Here is a 17949-nt window from a genome sequence, read left to right as displayed (position 1 = left end):
GCTTGGCTAGTTATTCTGAGCAAAAGGGATATTCATTTTTAGATATAACCAAACCTTATAGTCATACTTTTTTAGTTATATAGCTTATAAATTCTTTTTCAACTTCTTTTTTTAATTCATTATAAAATTCTATTCTTAATTTAAAACTCTGTGTAATTTGATTTATGGCTAAATTGGTTCAATATAAAACTGTTTTGCATAATTTGTCCCCAATTCGTCCCCAAAATTTAAAATTAAGCGTGGTGAATTTTTAAGAAAAAAAGAAAAAACCTTGGAATTCCAAGGTTTTAATTAGCGGCCTCGAGAGGAATCGAACCTCCGACCTGCGGTTTAGGAAACCGTTGCTCTATCCCCTGAGCTACGAGGCCAATATAATATAGAAAATTAAGCACAAAAATAATTATACAAAATCATGGACAAAAAGAAAAGTACCTCGTACCCATATTTCCTTTTCTTCCCCCGTCACATATCCTACAATGTATGATAAAATAAAATGAAACTTCAATCAGTGGCCGTCCCCAACTGATAGCATCCAAAGGTTGGACCTAAAGCTCTTTAACCAATCGGACATTTACGGGCAGTTTATCTCGCACCTACTCTTCTCGTTTTACTTAAGATTTATTACTGCCCCGTTCATGTGGGATAAAATGAGCTTATATAGAGAAACTTAGCGTAACGTTAAAGGGGTTCTTGAAAGCTTATTTTGCTTTCTTAGAAGCCCTTATAATCTACCTAATGGGCAGAAGCCTTAGTTTTTGATGTACCATCAACTGACTAAGGTTATGAATTCTGATAGAATTAGAAAAGCTTGAAAGCTGTCGAGTCCTAAGGTGAAGATGTAGGTGTAGCTTCTCTTATACGTAATATTTAAAATTTTCACTACGTCTAATAAGCTCCTGTTGAAATTTTATTATTAAAACATGTAATATAGTCAAAGGTTGGAGGATGAAAATATGGAAAAGGTTCCTTTTATCGCAGTTGAAGGACCAATAGGGGTTGGAAAAACTTCCCTTGCTCGAGAAATAGCCTCCCATTTTCAATTTCATTTTCTCAAGGAGATCGTTGAAGAGAATCCATTTTTAGAGAAATTTTATGATGATATTGATGAATGGAGTTTTCAAACAGAGATGTTTTTTCTTTGTAACCGATATAAGCAATTAGAAGATATAGAAAAAAAATACTTAGCCCTAGGTAAACCAGTTGTAGCAGATTATCATATTTCTAAAAATATGATATTTGCACAACGAACTTTACATGAGAATCAATTTGATAAATACAGCCAAATCTATCATATATTAACTCATGATATGCCTCGCCCAAATATGATGATCTACCTACACGCAAGTCTAGATACTCTTTTAGAAAGGATCAGATTGCGCGGACGAGAGGTAGAGCATAATATTCAAGCAACCTACTTAGAACAACTATCACAGGACTACGAAGAGTATATGCTTCATTTTGAACAAGAGCATCCAGAAATTCCTGTAATTCGTATTAATGGTGATCAGATGGATTTCATAAAATATAAAGAAGACCGTTATTCCATTCTATCTACGATCGAAAACCACCTTAAAAAAGGAGAAGTAATCAAATGAACATTAGAGAACAGTATGGAATTCCACATGATGCGGTAATTACAATTGCAGGAACCGTTGGAGTGGGAAAATCAACTATGACAAAAGCACTTGCAAATGCCCTCGATTTTAGGACGTCTCTTGAGGTGGTTGACAATAATCCTTATCTTGATAAGTTTTATGCGGACTTTAAAAGATGGAGCTTCCATCTGCAAATTTATTTTCTGGCTGAAAGGTTCAAAGAACAAAAAAGAATTTTCGAATATGGAGGAGGATTTGTGCAAGATCGTTCCATATATGAAGATACAGGGATATTTGCAAAAATGCATTTTGAAAAAGGTACAATGTCTGAAGTAGACTATGAGACCTATCGAAGCTTATTTGAAGCAATGGTCATGACACCTTATTTTCCACACCCTGATTTATTGATTTACCTAGAAGGCTCCTTTGATGATATTGTGGAGCGGATAAAACTTCGTGGTAGACCAATGGAGCAACAAACTCCTATTTCCTACTGGAAAGAGATGCATGAACGTTATCAAAACTGGATTGAACAATTTAATTCCTGCCCAGTTTTACGATTAAACATTGCAGATTATGATCTGGTAAATAAGGAAGAATCGCTTGATCTTATTTTGGATAAAGTTTCAAACATGATTCGTCATTCAAGAAAACATGCTAAGCAGTTTATCTATTAATAAGAAAAGCGCAAGCCCCTTGATCATCGACGTAAGGCGGTGAGGCCCACAGGATGTGGGTCACGTAGGCGTTGCCACACGATGTGGCGGTGATCCTCCGAGTTAAAGGAAACACGGTTCACGAGGGCTCGCATCCTGCGAGTCAGTTCGGTGTTGCGACAAATGTTTTCGGTGGGCCGCGTAATCGGATGTCGCGTTTTTAACCGAACCTCCTTCATCGATGTTGACTTATCGATGGAGAGGAGGGAACCGTCTCTAGTCGATAGGGCGCTGGAGCTAGACAAATTCTCTAACAACTTATAAATTTCAAAAAAACCAAGCAGACATTTGGTCAGCTTGGTTTTTAAATGCAAAAAAATACGCTACACAGGTAGCGATTTTTTTATCTCCAATTTTTATGCGTTTTATTATAAAATGGAGGAGGAAGAGGGATTCGAACCCCCGCGGGCTTTAACACCCCTGTCGGTTTTCAAGACCGATCCCTTCAGCCGGACTTGGGTATTCCTCCATTTAACGGACAAGATTCAATATATCATGATTATATATCATTGTCAATTAAATCTTGTCCGAAATTTTAATCATTTAGGTTTAACTATTTCGACTCCCCCCATATAAGGACGAAGCACCTCAGGGATAACAAGGGAACCATCCTCTTGTTGGTAATTTTCCAGGATAGCGGCTACCGTACGTCCAACAGCTAAACCAGATCCATTAAGAGTATGAACGAATTCTGGTTTTCCTTTTTCTTCCCGACGGAAGCGAATTCCTGCACGTCGAGCCTGAAAATCTTCAAAATTAGAACAAGAAGAAATCTCACGATAGGTTTCATAGCTAGGGATGTATACCTCAATGTCATATTTCTTCGCGGCTGTAAAACCTAAATCTGCCGTACACATACTCATTACTCTGTAAGGAAGCTTTAAAAGTTGTAAAACTTTCTCTGCATTACCTGTTAGCTGTTCAAGAACCTCATATGAATCCTCGGGTTTAACAAATTGCACAAGTTCTACCTTATTAAATTGATGCTGTCTGATGAGACCCCGTGTATCTCTACCTGCAGATCCTGCTTCAGAACGGAAAGATGCACTATAAGCTACATATTTAAGAGGTAAATCCTCTTCCTTTAATATTTCATCACGATGATAATTGGTTACAGGTACTTCAGCCGTCGGCACTAAAAAGTAATCCCAACCTTCCAACTTAAAAGCATCCTCTTCAAATTTAGGAAGTTGTCCAGTACCTGTCATGCTTGTACGATTCACTATATACGGTGGTAAGAATTCCTCATATCCATGTTCATCAGCGTGAAGGTCCATCATGAAGTTGATTAAAGCTCTTTCCAGTCTTGCTCCGAGCCCTTTATAAAAAACAAAACGACTTCCCGTAACCTTTGATGCTCTCTCAAAGTCTAAAATATCAAGATCAACTGCAATATCCCAATGAGGCTTCGGATCATAAGTAAAAGTTGGAACCTCTCCCCATGTTCGAATTTCAACATTATCATCCTCAGATTCTCCTTTTGGAACACTTTCATGAGGAATATTTGGGATAGAAAGGAGCATATTTTCAAGCTGTTCTTCGATTTCCTTCAGTTCCTGATCAAAGGATTTAATTTGATCTCCAACCTCACGCATTTCTTTAATATATTCCTCAGCATCTTGCTTAGTCTTTTTCAATTCTGCAATTTTTTTAGAAACATCATTCCTCTTTGCCTTCAAATCCTCTGTTTGAACGATAAGTTCACGGCGACGTTTATCTAGATCTCCAAATTGATCTAGAACAGATAAATCTTCTCCTCTACTAGTTAGTTTCTCTTTTACTTCATCAAAGTTATTTCGTAAATACTTCATGTCTAACATTAATTTTTCCTCCTTATTTCATATGTTCTAAAAAACAAAAAACTCCCATCCCTAAATAAATAGGGACGAGAGTATTATTCCCGCGTTGCCACCCTAGTTGAGAATAAAAATAGTTTATCCTCCGGCTCCTAGCAGTAACGGTGCTTCCCGGATTTACCTACTTTACCTTTCAGTAAATCTGCTCTGGAATGGATTCATAACCTCTTTTTACCGATTTACACCAGCCATCGGCTCTCTAAAAAAAGTTGATTATTACTAATTTCCTTCGTAGCATTTTTCGAATTATTGTATAGAATACCGCAAAATTATTTAAATCGCAACTTTATTCTTTGCATTATTGACCATTTTTATAAAATGCTCGGTTAACCGATGATCGTCGGTTAATTCTGGATGGAAGGCGCAGGCCAAATAATGTCCTTCTTGAACAGCCACAATATGGTCTTTATAGGTTGCTAAAACCTCAACACTATCTTCTACCTCTAATACATATGGTGCACGAATAAATACAGCATTAAAGTCAGAAGCAATTCCTTTTACTTCTAAATCTACTTCAAAACTTTCTTTTTGTCGACCAAAAGCATTACGCTCTGCCGTTATATTCATAAGCCCTAAATGTGCATCTGATCTTCCATTAATATGCTTAGCTAAAAGGATTAAACCTGCACATGTACCAAATATAGGCTTTCCGCTTTGTCCAAATGTTTTTAAAGGCTCTAAAAAATCATATTTATCAATAAGTCTCCTCATAGTGGTGCTTTCTCCACCCGGGATAATAAGACCATCAAGATCACTTAGTTGTTCTACTCTTTTTACTGTAACTCCCTCAGCACCAGAAGCCTCTATGGACTTTATATGTTCTCTTACAGCACCTTGCAAACCGAGCACTCCAATTTTCACCATATACATTACTCCCAACTACTGATTTTTTTTATTTTATTCATTTTAGAAAAAAAGCAAACCCCTTATTGAAGTTTGCTTGTCTTTATTTCTTTACCATTAAGTATCTTTATTAGAAACTGCGGTCTTGCATTCTTTGTCCTGGAGTTAATGTGCTCATTTCAATCCCTTTCATAGGAGTACCAATCCCCTTGGAAAGTTCTGCAATTAACGCATAGTCTTCATAATGTGTAGTAGCTTCTACAATAGCACGTGCGAATTTTTCTGGATGATCTGATTTGAAGATTCCAGATCCAACAAACACACCATCTCCACCTAATTGCATCATTAGTGCTGCATCTGCAGGAGTAGCGATTCCTCCAGCGGCAAAGTTAACTACCGGCAAACGTCCAAGCTGTTTTATCTCAACTAAAATTTCATAAGGAGCCCCTAGTTCTTTTGCATATGTCATGAGCTCATCATTAGACAAACTTGTAATTTGACGAATTTGCGACTGAACCATACGCATATGACGAACTGCTTCTACAATGTTTCCTGTCCCTGGTTCCCCTTTAGTACGTAACATGGATGCTCCTTCACCAATTCTACGAGCAGCCTCTCCAATATCACGGCAACCACAAACAAATGGTACAGTAAAATCACGTTTTAGAATATGATAAACGTCGTCAGCTGGGGTTAAAACTTCACTTTCATCAATATAATCCACTCCCATGGATTCTAATACACGTGCCTCTACGATATGACCTATTCTTGCTTTTGCCATAACAGGAATAGAGACAGCATTCATAACTTCTTCAACAATTCGTGGGTCTGCCATACGGGCAACTCCACCTTCTGCTCTTATATCAGATGGTACTCTTTCAAGAGCCATTACGGCAACAGCTCCAGCTTCTTCTGCTACTTTGGCTTGATCTGCATTAACAACATCCATAATAACGCCGCCTTTTTGCATTTCGGCCATACCTCTTTTTACACGATCAGTACCTATTTTTGACATTCTAACAGCCACCCTTTCAACTATAAACTAGTCTATTGATTTACATACTTTTTTTTATTTTACCTTATCTTCTATCCTATTCACACTATTTTTATCGGTTTTAAAACCAACCTTTGATTGTATCAGCTATACTTGTAAAAATATCTGAAAAGAAATTTCCAATAGAAGAAAAGAATAGACTAAACCAGCTTGCTTTTTCAACTGCTTCAGTTGTTACAAGATCAACTGAAAGTGCATTATTCACATCATCATATAAGTATCCGTAGTTATCTACTCCTTCATAGGTTATCTTCATTGTACCGACTTTTTGCCCTTTTTCAATAGGAGCAACTACCTTTCCTTCCTTATCTAAAAGTTCTTCATCAAATTCATAAGAAACTGTGTAAAACTCTTCATCCCCAGGTTGAATTAAGGAAGTCACAGATTCATTTGTCGCAATGGATACTTCTTCTACTTTTCCTTTAGATACTGGTAATGTTTTTTGATCTTCTATCTGATAGCCTTCAGGATAAAGTTCAACTTGATCAAATAATCCAAATCCATAATCAAATAATTTTTTAGTTTCTTGGAAACGGGATTCTCTACTATCCGTTCTCATAACCACACTGATTAATCGTTGTCCATTTCTTTCAGCAGTTCCTGCAAAGCAATACCCCGCAAGATTGGTATAACCTGTTTTTAAACCATCAACACCTTCATATCCAAAGGCAGCTAAATAACCAGGCATATCAGGTAGCATCCAGTTCCAGTTTTGCATCATTTGATCTTCAAATTCTTTTTCTCTTGTACTAGATATTTCTAGAGACTCTGGAAAATCATTAATAAGACTGTATGCAAGTCTGGCTGTTGCACGAGGAGATAATAAATTATCTGCTTCAGGATCTGTACCTTCCGGATAATCATCACCTAAATCCGAATTGGAAAGCCCTGTTGAGTTTACAAAAGAATAATCTTGTAAGTTTAACTCTTCAGCTTTCTTATTCATCAATTTAACAAATTCCCCTTCAGAACCTGCTATCAGTTCTGCAAGAGCAATAGTTGTCGCATTATCTGAATAGATAGCCATAGCATCGTATAATTCTCTTACGGTATAATCTTTATTTTGCCTTAAACCAACACCTGAAAAAACAATATTAGCAGAAATCTTATAAGCATAATCACTAATTTGTGTAGTTGTATCCCATGAAATGGTTCCATTTTCAATAGCTTCAAGCACTAAGTATTCTGTCATCATTTTTGTCATACTAGCAGGAGGCAATGTTACATCTGCATCTTTTGCATAAAGAACCTTTCCTGAATTTGCATCAACTAAAATAGCAGATTCTGCATCAATGTCTAGAGCTGCTTGTCCATAGGCTTGATTTGGGTTTACAAATCCTACTACAAACGTAGAAAATAAAAATACTGATAATAGAAAAGATACTTTCATTCTTAGTTGTTTCATTATCGTTTAACCTCCACTTTTCAATCAATATCTTCGTTATTTTAACATAGCCCTAACAAAAAAAATAGACAGGAATTAGGCCCTGCCTATTTTTGGTACTATTGACCTTTGTATAAATCACCATATAACCATATTTAATTATCACATAGAATAATTTGGTGCCTCTTTTGTAATCTGAATATCATGCGGATGACTTTCCCTTAAACCCGCTCCCGTCATACGAATAAATTTAGCATCATTACGTAAAGAATCAAGATCCGGACTTCCACAATATCCCATACCGGACCTTAATCCGCCAACTAATTGATGGACTGTATCTGCTAATGGCCCCTTATATGGAACTCTTCCTTCAATTCCTTCTGGGACAAGTTTGTTTGATTCTTCTGTATCTTGAAAATAACGATCTTTAGATCCTTGTTTCATAGCACCTAATGAACCCATACCTCGATATACTTTAAAGCGACGGCCTTGATAAATCTCTGTTTCTCCTGGACTTTCCGTTACACCCGCTAACAAGCTTCCTAGCATAACCGCATGGCCACCTGCAGCTAAAGCTTTTACAATATCACCCGAATACTTAATTCCTCCGTCGGCAATGATAGGAACATTATATTTATGTGCTTCTTTTGCACAATCATATACAGCTGTGATTTGAGGTACACCAACCCCCGCTACTACTCTGGTTGTACAAATAGATCCAGGTCCAATCCCAACTTTAATAATATTGGCTCCTGCATCAATCAAGTCTTTTGTAGCTTCTGCAGTAGCTACATTTCCAGCAATAATATTAAGCTTTGGATATTGCTCTCGTACCAAGCGCACTTGCTCTATTACACCTTTAGAGTGTCCATGGGCAGTGTCTATTACAATAACGTCAACTCCAGATTCTACTAGTTTTTCGACTCTTTTCATTGAATCTGCAGTTACACCAATAGCTGCACCAACAAGTAGACGTCCTTGGTTATCCTTTGCCGAGTTAGGAAATTCAATTACTTTCTCAATATCTTTTATTGTTATCAAGCCTTTTAAGACACCGTCTTCATTTATAAGAGGAAGCTTCTCAATTTTGTACTTTTGCAAGATTTTTTCTGCTTCCTCAAGACTTGTGCCTACTGGTGCGGTAACTAAATTTTTACTGGTCATTACATCTGAAATAGGAATGGAATAATCCTGTATAAATCGTAAGTCGCGATTGGTAATAATGCCAATTAACTTTTGCTCATTTTCATTGTTTACAATCGGGACTCCGGAGATCCGATATTTTCCCATTAGATGTTCGGCTGCAAAAACTTGATGATCCGGTGTTAAGAAAAATGGATTTGTTATGACTCCACTTTCAGATCGTTTTACTCGATCTACATGCTCCGCTTGCTCTTCAATGGACATATTCTTGTGAATAATACCCAATCCACCTTGTCGAGCCATAGCAATTGCCAGTTCAGACTCCGTTACCGTATCCATTCCTGCGCTAATCAATGGAATATTCAACTTTAAGGTTGGGGAGAGCACAGTATGAACTTTAACATCCCTTGGTAGTACCTCAGACTTGGCAGGAACCAACAACACATCATCAAAGGTTAAACCTTCTTTAACAAACTTGTCCTCTCTCATTCTTTCTACTCCTTTTTTATGGAATTAAGATAATTGGGTAAACTAGTAACATTTCGTGAAATTTATTGTTATTAACAATACGATAACAAGCTGTGTTTTTCAACTGTTAAACACGAATTATATGTATTCAGAAATATTAGAAAACTACGTTGAGAAAGGGAGACAAACATTGAAATCATTTGAAACAAAACCAGCTTTCCTATACTATCTAAGGTCTCTGGAAACAGCTCAACAGTTTTTATCACATTGTTATGAACCAATGAAGCTTGAAACTGATACAAAAAGCTATGAAAATGCAAATTCACTATTTTATTTTATTAATCAAGGTATTACTTACTATGAACAAGGGAAATCAGGACCATTGAGTATTCGTCCCGTTCTCTTTTTTTATGGAATGACTCATTTTATTAAAGCCTGTTTATTAACAATTCGACCTCATTATCCGGAATCAACTGCCGTTTTAGCTCATGGAGTTTCTACTAGAAAAAGAAAAAAACAAAACTATTCTTTTTTACAAGATGAAGTAAAAATGCAACAGAATGGTCTGTTAACTTATATGGCTGAACACCTATTTCAAATGAAGAATTGGAATAAGAATCGTTTTGTTATGAGATGGTTGTTTGAACAAATACCAGAACTTAACACACTATTCGAATGGCAATTTCAGAAAAAGGCTAGTATTCATATAGGTACAGCTCCTACTACTATATTACGGATTCCTGCTTTTGTTTGTGATGAGGTACATCTCACAAAAAGGCGTGTTTTACAAGAATTGCAGTCTTTTTTTCCAGATTCAAATGTGGAAACTGGACAATCAAAGGAATGGATGGAATTATCTTTAAAAAATCCACCATCATTTTTTGAAAGTCATCCTTTAAAGAAAAATGAGTTAGATCAAGGTATTTATTTACCACTCAATAGAACACATTGGTATCCATTTCACGAGATTATTGCGCATTATTTACTTTTGTATAATTTAAGTACGATTTGTCGTTACGAAACGGAGTGGTGGGGAGAACTAATTCATACTTCTTTTAGTGAAGACATTGTATGGATTGAATCATTCTTAGAAATAACATCATGGAAATTTCCTTTATGGGTGAATCAATGGTTATTGGAAAAAAGAAAAACTTAGCCCATTGGCTAAGTAACATTTAATATTTCTTTTATATATATATCATGAATCTTTTTGAGATGGATAATCTCTCCGTCTTCTAAACGTATCATTGGGCGGGTTGGAGAAGAGTCTTCAATAAAAATAATCTCACCTTTTAGACCATTTGATAAGCGAACCCATGTCCCAGTCGAATAGTTCGTGAGTGAATCAACAAATGTTCTCACAATTTTATGGTCAAATTTCCCGAATTGACCTTGCATTATTTCTTCTACAACTTTAAAGGGAGAGGTTTTTCTTCGATATATTCTTTCGCTCGTCATGGCATGGTACATATCACTGATAGCAATAATACGCCCATAAGGAGGAAATTTTTTGTCTGTTACACCCATAGGATATCCAGATCCATCTAGACGTTCATGATGCTGAAGTATTCCAACTTTAGCTTCATCTTTTAAAACTGATATTTTTTCAATCATTCGATAGGAATAAGTTGGATGCTTTCTCACTTCCTCATATTCTTTTTGAGTCAGTGAAGTTTCCTTATGTAAAATAGATTCATCAATTCTAGCCATACCACAATCACTTAAAAAACCAGCAAGTCCTATTTGAATAGCATCTTTTTTATATACTGGAATACGATTAGCAATAAAAGCTGAAATAAGACCAACAGCAATACTATGATGATATAGATAGTCTTCTTTAGTTGAATAGTGATGAAGAAGAAAAATCTCTTTAGATGATTCTAGTACTTTTTCAATCAAAGGAAGAAAAAATTTCCTTACTTCATTGATTAGAACAGGCGACCCAGACTGCCAATTTTTAAACATTTTTTTATACTCTACTACGGCTTGTAAGTAGACGTCTAAGAAACTGGGATAGATGGGCTCTATAGTTTCTTCTTCTTCTTCTATTTCTTCCTGTGGAACAAACAATTCCCCACTCATTAATTTGTTTGATACTTGAACCTTGTCTATAAGAAATCTTTTTAAAACAAGAATATGATTGGAATTTATTACTGTATTCTTAGCTATTATGATATGATTGGTTTTTCCTATGATATCTTCTGTGATCATACACCCTGGAATCAGTTGATTTGGAGAAACACGCACAAGATCACCACCTTTACCATAATTATACTTTAGAAAAGTGCAAGCGCCCTTGATCATCGACGTAAGGCGGTGAGGCCCACAGGATGTGGGTCACGTAGGCGTTGCCACACGATGTGGCGGTTTTAGCCTACGACCCTCCGAGTTAAAGGAAACACGGTTCACGAGGGCTCGCATCCTGCGAGTCAGTTCGGTGTTGCGACAAATGTTTTCGGTGGGCCGAGTAATCGGATGTCGCGTTTTTAACCGAACCTCCTTCATCGATGTTGACCTATCGATGGAGAGGAGGGAACCGTCTCTAGTCGATAGGGCGCTGGAGCTAGACAAATTTTATACTTATCTTTTAAAAAAAGGAGGGAAGAACCCTCCTTTTTTCTTATTCTTCCTCTACTTCTTCCTCTATATTTGCTTCTACTTCATTTATTTCTTCTTCGATCTCTTCCTCTTTTTCTATTCTTGCAACTGTAGCAACTTCCTCTTCTTCTTGCAAACGAATAAGTCTTACTCCCTGTGTATTACGACCAGTAACAGAAATTCCTTCCACTGACATACGAATTAATATACCAGATGCTGTGATAAGCATGATATCTTCGTCACCATTCACAGGTTTCACAGCAGAAACTAATCCGTTTTTCCCTGTTAGCTGGCAAGTAATAATTCCTTTACCACCTCTACCTGTGATTCGGTACTCTGATTCAGGAGTTCGCTTTCCATAACCCTTGTTTGTTACTGTTAAGATTTCTTGTCCTTCTTCCACAATTTCCATTGAAACAACCTCATCATGATCACGAAGAGATATACCTTTAACACCAGCAGCAGTTCTTCCCATAGGTCGAACATCATTTTCTTCAAAACGAATTAATGAACCATTTTTTGTACCAATAATAATATGTTTCTTTCCATCAGTAAGTCGCACAGAAATAAGTTCATCTTCTTCTCTTAAATTCAGTGCAATGAGGCCACCCTTACGGATATTTGCAAATTGAGAAAGCGTTGTTCTCTTAGAAATACCTTGACGAGTTGTGAAGAATAAATACCAGTCATCTACAAAATCTTCAACTGAGATTACAGCATTAATCCATTCACCTTTTTCGATTTCAAGAAGATTTATTATTGGCAAACCTTTTGCAGTACGCCCATATTCAGGAATTTCATACCCTTTTGTTTTGTAGACCTTCCCTTTATTCGTAAAGAAAAGCAAGGTATTATGAGTAGACGTAGATAATAAATGCTCTACAAAGTCATCGTCATTTGTTCCCATGCCTTGAATTCCACGTCCTCCTCGTCGTTGAGACCGATAAGTAGACGCTGGAAGGCGTTTAATATATCCCTTATGAGTCAAGGAAACAATAACTGTTTCCACAGGAATTAAGTCTTCATCCTCAATGAAATCAGTACCACCCAAAACAATTTCGGTGCGTCGTTTATCATTAAAGCGTTCTTTAATTTCCAGTAATTCTTCACGTATAATCTCAAGCACTTTTTCTTCATTAGCTAAAATAGCTTTTAACTCATCTATTAGTTTGACAAGTTCTTGATACTCTTCTTCAATTTTTTCACGCTCTAATCCAGTTAACCGTTGAAGACGCATATCTAAAATAGCTTGAGCTTGTTTTTCAGAAAGACTAAAGTGTTCCATTAGGCCATCACGTGCAATATCCGTTGTGTTCGATTGACGAATTAAAGCAATAATTTCATCAATATGATCTAATGCAATTCTTAATCCTTCTAAAATATGAGCACGAGCTTCTGCCTTTCGTAGTTCAAAGGCCGTTCTTCTTTTAATAACTACCCTTTGGTGATCCAAATAATGGATAAGACATTCTTTTAGAGAAAGTACTTTTGGATGTCCATCCACCAATGCCAACATATTTATACCAAAAGAAGTTTGAAGTGCTGTTTGTTTATATAGGTTATTAAGAATTACGTTTGCATTCACATCACGACGTAACTCAATAACAATTCTCATTCCATTTCTGTCAGACTCATCTCTTAAATCTGTAATACCTTCTATTTTCTTTTCACGAACAAGTTCCGCAATTTTTTCAATTAATCGAGCTTTGTTTACTTGATATGGAATCTCGTGAACAATGATTCTGGATTTACCATTTTCTTTTTCTTCTATCTCTGCTTTAGCACGTAGGGTAATAGAACCTTTCCCTGTTTCAAATGCCTTACGTATACCGCTTCTTCCTAAGATTAATCCTGCCGTTGGAAAATCAGGCCCATAAATATAATTTTCCATAAGTTCATCTACCGTAATTTCAGGGTCCTTACTAACAGCAAGAACAGCATCAATCACTTCACCTAGCTGATGAGGTGGAACATTAGTAGCCATTCCAACAGCAATACCTGAAGTTCCATTTACAAGTAAGTTAGGGAATCGGGCAGGTAAAACAATTGGCTCGCGTTCTGATCCATCATAGTTATCCGTATAATCAATAGTATCTTTATTGATATCGCGTAAAAGCTCCATCGAGATTTTGGACATACGCGCCTCTGTATAACGCATAGCAGCAGCTGAGTCTCCATCTACCGAACCAAAGTTTCCATGTCCATCAACAAGCATATAACGATAGTTAAAATCCTGTGCCATACGTACCATGGTTTCATAAACAGCAGAATCACCATGTGGATGATATTTACCGATTACTTCACCAACAATACGTGCTGATTTTTTGTATGCCTTATCAGAGTGCATTCCAAGATCATGCATCGCATAAAGTATACGTCTATGCACTGGTTTCAAACCATCACGAACATCTGGCAAAGCACGTGAAACAATAACACTCATAGCATAATCCATGAAAGATGTTCGCATTTCCTGACTAATATTAATTTCTTGTATCTTTGGGGGTTGTAAATCCGCCATTAAAATTTACCTCCTATTCCATCCCACTTAAAAGGGAAAGAGAACCTACCGGTTAGGCTCCCTATATTTGTTCAATCTAAAACTGTTAAATATCTAGATTCTTTACATATTGGGCATTTTCTTGTATGAAATTACGTCTAGGTTCTACTTTATCCCCCATTAAAATATCAAATATTTCATCGGCTTCCATCGCATCTGATAACTCAACTTGCAGCATAGTACGTGTTTCTGGATTCATGGTTGTATCCCAAAGCTGCCCAGGGTTCATCTCCCCAAGACCTTTATAACGCTGAAGACCTGGTTTAGGTGACTGAGGTAATTCAGCTAAAATATACTCTAGTTGTTTATCATTATAAGCATAGTATACAGCTTTTCCCTGTTGTACTTTAAATAACGGTGGTTGAGCAATGTATATATATCCATGTTCAATAATAGGCTTCATGTATCGATAGAAGAAGGTAAGCAATAAGGTACGAATGTGTGCGCCATCTACATCAGCGTCTGTCATGATAACAACTTTGTGATAGCGAGCTTTTGAAATATCAAAATCTTCTCCTATACCGGTTCCTAACGCAGTAATAATTGTACGTATTTCATTATTGGATAAAATTCGATCTAATCTGGCCTTTTCTACATTTAAAATTTTTCCTCGTAAAGGTAAAATTGCTTGGAAGTGACGGTCTCTCCCTTGTTTGGCAGAACCTCCTGCAGAGTCACCCTCAACGATATAAAGTTCACTTATTTTAGCATCCTTTGAAGAACAATCAGCTAATTTACCAGGTAGATTAGAAACTTCAAGAATACTTTTTCTACGCGTTAACTCTCTAGCCTTTTTAGCTGCCATTCTTGCTCTAGATGCCATTAAACCTTTTTCAACAATCTTTTTTCCTATTATTGGATTTTCAAATAAAAACGCAGAAAAATGTTCGGCAAATAAGGTATCAGTAATAGTTCTTGCCTCACTGTTTCCTAGCTTTGTTTTCGTTTGGCCTTCAAACTGTGGGTCTGGATGTTTAATTGAAATAATAGCAGTTAAACCTTCTCGAACATCATCACCAGTTAAATTAGGATCAGCTTCCTTAAACATATTGTTTTTCCTTGCATACTCATTAATGACGCGAGTCAAGGCTGTTTTAAATCCTGATTCGTGTGTTCCGCCTTCGAAAGTAGGAATATTATTGGCAAAAGAATAAATGTTACTAGCAAAACCATCATTATATTGAAGAGCAATTTCAACCGTAATTTGATCTTTTTCACTTTCTACATAAAAAGGTTCATGAAGACCTTCTCTTGTACGATTTAAATGTTCAACATAGGATTTAATTCCACCCTCATAATGATAAGTTTGAGATTTTCCTTCCCCACGTTTGTCTTCTATGGATATTTTCAATCCTTTATTAAGAAAAGCAAGTTCACGAACTCGGTTAGCTAAAGTATCAAAATTAAATTCTGAAACCTCAGTGAATATTTCAGGATCTGGTTTGAAGTGTGTTTTTGTTCCAGTTACATCAGTTTCACCGACAACTTTAAGGTCAGCTTGTGGGACACCTCGTTCATATTTTTGATAATAGACTTTGCCATCCCTATGGACAAACACCTCTAATAAACTGGACAAGGCATTAACTACAGAAGCACCAACCCCATGTAATCCTCCAGAAACTTTGTATCCACCGCCACCAAATTTCCCACCTGCATGAAGCACTGTCATAATAACTTCAACAGCTGGACGACCCATTTTTTCATGGATACCAACTGGAATACCCCGTCCATTATCTGTTACGGTTATACTGTTGTCTTCCTCTATAATAATATTAATGTGGTCACAATAGTCGGCTAACGCCTCATCGATACTATTATCTACTATTTCCCATACAAGATGATGGAATCCCTTTTCGCTCGTTGATCCAATATACATACTTGGGCGTTTTCGAACGGCTTCTAACCCCTCTAATACCTGTATCTGTTTCTCATCATATACAGACTTATCCGTCAATTTTTCTTCCAATGCCATACCTTTCACCTACAATCATTTTTTCTAGACTAACTTTTATAACCTAATCTATATTTGAATAATCATCTAATTTGCTTAAAATATTGGTCATACTCGATCGTTTCTTTAGCGTAGCAACTGATAACGGGCTGAAATAGATTTGATCTGGTGTAATGACGATAGATTTTGTAGATCCGTTAGAAATCTCAATTATTTTTTTTTCTTTCCTTTGGTTTTGAATCATTTCTTGGATAATGGTCGATGATAACAAAAGTTGATGATCTATCATGGCTATAACTTCATTTAATTCAATGACATAATCCTCACCAATCGGTATAAACAACATGACACCTCATTTCTATTTTGTTACCTTTCCATCTGAAACATAAAATATATCGGCTTTTTTAAGGGTATCATGATAGATTCCCTCTACACTGGTTGTGGATACAAAAGTTTGCACTTTCCCTTCAATCGTGTTCAAAAGATGTGATTGTCTAATATCATCTAATTCGCTAAGAACATCATCTAACAGTAAAATGGGATATTCTCCTACTTCCTGTTTAATTAATTCAATTTCTGCTAACTTTAATGACAAAGCAGTCGTACGCTGTTGACCTTGAGAACCATACACTTGTACATTTTTATCATTAACAAAAAATAAGAGATCATCACGATGAGGTCCAATTAATGTTGAGCCTTGTTCAACCTCTCTTTTTTGTATCTTTTTAAACTTTTCCTCGAATACTGTTACTATCGTTGACATATCCATGTCATCTGATACATCAATACTAGGATCATATTGTATAGAAAGCTTCTCTTTTCCATGACTAATTCCTTGATGTATTGGAAATGCCCATTTACGTATTAGTTCTAAAAACTGAAAACGTCGAAAAACAAGCTGGGCTGCATGCTCTATTAATTGATCTGTTAAAACGGAAAGCATGGTTAAATCCAGGGCTTGTTTTCGTTGATAACTTTTTAATAAATGATTTCTTTGTTTGAGTATTCTATGATATTGAGCTAAATGATGTAGATAGGTTGGTTGAATTTGTCCCAATTCCATATCTATAAAACGTCTTCGTTCACTTGGACTACCTTTTACGAGATTTAAGTCCTCAGGTGCAAACATGACAACATTTATGGCTCCAATATAATCACTTAATCTTCTTTGTTCTAAATGGTTAATTTTAACTCTTTTACCTTTTGTTGTTAATAGGATCTCTAGTGGAAATGTTTGCGTTCTTTTTGTGATAGTACCCTTTATTTTACCATACTCTTGTTCCCACATGATTAATTCTTTATCACGTGGGGTTCTATGAGATTTTGTAAAAGCCAATACATAGATCGCTTCCATCAAATTTGTTTTTCCTTGAGCATTATTACCTATGAACACATTCACTTTATGATCAAAAGGAAGAGTAAGCTCTTCATAATTACGATATTGTTTTAATGACAATTCAGCTAAATGCATTGGGAATTCCCCTTTGTTTACTCTTCCTTTTTAGTAATCGTAAAAGAGCCGACGCCTTCGATGACAATCCGATCTCCTGGGTAAAGTTTCTTTCCTCGGCGATTTTCTCTTTCAGCATTCACTAAAACTTCATGTTCAGATAAAAACCACTTAACCATTCCTCCAGTATCGATCACACCTGCCAATTTTAAAAATTGACCCAGCTGGATATAGTCAGTGGTAATGTATATGGATTCCATTTTTGAATCCTCCTTAAAATAACTTGTCCCTTCTTACTATTTTACTAAATTTATCTTTATAAGAAAAGCAAAGC

General features: G+C 36.3%; 14 protein-coding genes, 2 tRNA genes and 1 other annotated feature. Of the genes, 3 read left to right on the top strand and 13 right to left on the bottom strand.

What is annotated here, in order from left to right; genetic code table 11:
* Positions 1-295 precede the first annotated feature (295 nt).
* A tRNA-Arg gene (locus tag RZN25_06205) sits at positions 296-368 on the bottom strand.
* 585 nt (positions 369-953) lie between these two features.
* On the opposite strand from RZN25_06205, the gene RZN25_06200 reads away from it, so the two are divergent.
* Together RZN25_06200 and RZN25_06195 are read left to right on the top strand one after the other, a co-directional pair.
* Entirely contained in the window at positions 954-1595 is a 642-nt protein-coding gene (locus RZN25_06200; GenBank protein ID MEQ6376418.1) for a deoxynucleoside kinase, read from the top strand.
* Positions 1592-2272: a deoxynucleoside kinase gene (locus tag RZN25_06195; protein MEQ6376417.1), complete on the top strand. Its 681-nt coding sequence runs from the start codon at positions 1592-1594 to the stop codon at positions 2270-2272. The genes RZN25_06200 and RZN25_06195 overlap by 4 nt, the downstream gene beginning before the upstream one ends.
* Before the next feature lie 415 nt (positions 2273-2687).
* On the opposite strand, the gene RZN25_06190 is transcribed toward RZN25_06195, so the two are convergent.
* The 6 genes from RZN25_06190 to guaB form a co-directional block, all read right to left on the bottom strand.
* Positions 2688-2780, bottom strand: a tRNA-Ser gene (locus RZN25_06190).
* A 70-nt stretch (positions 2781-2850) separates the two neighbouring features.
* Complete coding sequence (gene serS / locus RZN25_06185; protein ID MEQ6376416.1) at positions 2851-4131, bottom strand: serine--tRNA ligase; 1281 nt, start codon at positions 4129-4131, stop codon at positions 2851-2853.
* A gap of 58 nt (positions 4132-4189) precedes the next feature.
* Positions 4190-4409, bottom strand: a binding site (T-box leader).
* Positions 4410-4440: 31 nt separating this feature from the next.
* Positions 4441-5031, bottom strand: coding sequence for a pyridoxal 5'-phosphate synthase glutaminase subunit PdxT (gene pdxT / locus RZN25_06180; GenBank protein ID MEQ6376415.1), 591 nt, complete (start codon positions 5029-5031; stop codon positions 4441-4443).
* A gap of 109 nt (positions 5032-5140) precedes the next feature.
* The gene (gene pdxS / locus RZN25_06175; GenBank protein ID MEQ6376414.1) at positions 5141-6025 is read right to left on the bottom strand and encodes a pyridoxal 5'-phosphate synthase lyase subunit PdxS; all 885 of its coding nucleotides are present in this window, start codon (positions 6023-6025) and stop codon (positions 5141-5143) included.
* A gap of 100 nt (positions 6026-6125) precedes the next feature.
* Complete coding sequence (locus RZN25_06170) at positions 6126-7469, bottom strand: D-alanyl-D-alanine carboxypeptidase family protein (GenBank protein MEQ6376413.1); 1344 nt, start codon at positions 7467-7469, stop codon at positions 6126-6128.
* 141 nt (positions 7470-7610) lie between these two features.
* A complete protein-coding gene (guaB, locus tag RZN25_06165; protein ID MEQ6376412.1) occupies positions 7611-9080 on the bottom strand; it encodes an IMP dehydrogenase in 1470 nt (489 codons plus the stop codon).
* 169 nt (positions 9081-9249) lie between these two features.
* Between guaB and RZN25_06160 the strand changes: the two genes are divergently transcribed.
* Positions 9250-10215: a YaaC family protein gene (locus tag RZN25_06160; GenBank protein ID MEQ6376411.1), complete on the top strand. Its 966-nt coding sequence runs from the start codon at positions 9250-9252 to the stop codon at positions 10213-10215.
* An 8-nt stretch (positions 10216-10223) separates the two neighbouring features.
* Here the strand turns inward: RZN25_06160 and RZN25_06155 are convergent, their stop codons facing one another.
* The 6 genes from RZN25_06155 to yaaA all read right to left on the bottom strand — a co-directional run bounded on the left by RZN25_06155 (position 10224) and on the right by yaaA (position 17875).
* Positions 10224-11306: an HD-GYP domain-containing protein gene (locus RZN25_06155; protein MEQ6376410.1), complete on the bottom strand. Its 1083-nt coding sequence runs from the start codon at positions 11304-11306 to the stop codon at positions 10224-10226.
* Between the two features lie 373 nt (positions 11307-11679).
* Entirely contained in the window at positions 11680-14175 is a 2496-nt protein-coding gene (gene gyrA, locus RZN25_06150) for a DNA gyrase subunit A (protein MEQ6376409.1), read from the bottom strand.
* 85 nt (positions 14176-14260) lie between these two features.
* A complete protein-coding gene (gene gyrB / locus RZN25_06145; protein ID MEQ6376408.1) occupies positions 14261-16180 on the bottom strand; it encodes a DNA topoisomerase (ATP-hydrolyzing) subunit B in 1920 nt (639 codons plus the stop codon).
* Between the two features lie 49 nt (positions 16181-16229).
* Positions 16230-16508 carry a DUF370 domain-containing protein gene (locus RZN25_06140; protein MEQ6376407.1) on the bottom strand — a complete coding sequence of 93 codons (279 nt, stop codon included), beginning with the start codon at positions 16506-16508 and terminating at the stop codon, positions 16230-16232.
* A gap of 15 nt (positions 16509-16523) precedes the next feature.
* On the bottom strand, positions 16524-17636 hold the full coding sequence (gene recF, locus RZN25_06135; protein MEQ6376406.1) for a DNA replication/repair protein RecF: 1113 nt from the start codon (positions 17634-17636) through the stop codon (positions 16524-16526).
* Positions 17637-17653: 17 nt separating this feature from the next.
* Positions 17654-17875 (bottom strand): S4 domain-containing protein YaaA, encoded by a 222-nt coding sequence (yaaA, locus tag RZN25_06130; protein ID MEQ6376405.1) that lies wholly within the window; start codon positions 17873-17875, stop codon positions 17654-17656.
* Positions 17876-17949 lie beyond the last annotated feature (74 nt).

This window comes from Bacillaceae bacterium S4-13-56 (assembly GCA_040191315.1).
Lineage (GTDB): Bacteria > Bacillota > Bacilli > Bacillales > JAWJLM01 > JAWJLM01.
This window is presented reverse-complemented; position numbering and strand designations above follow the sequence as displayed.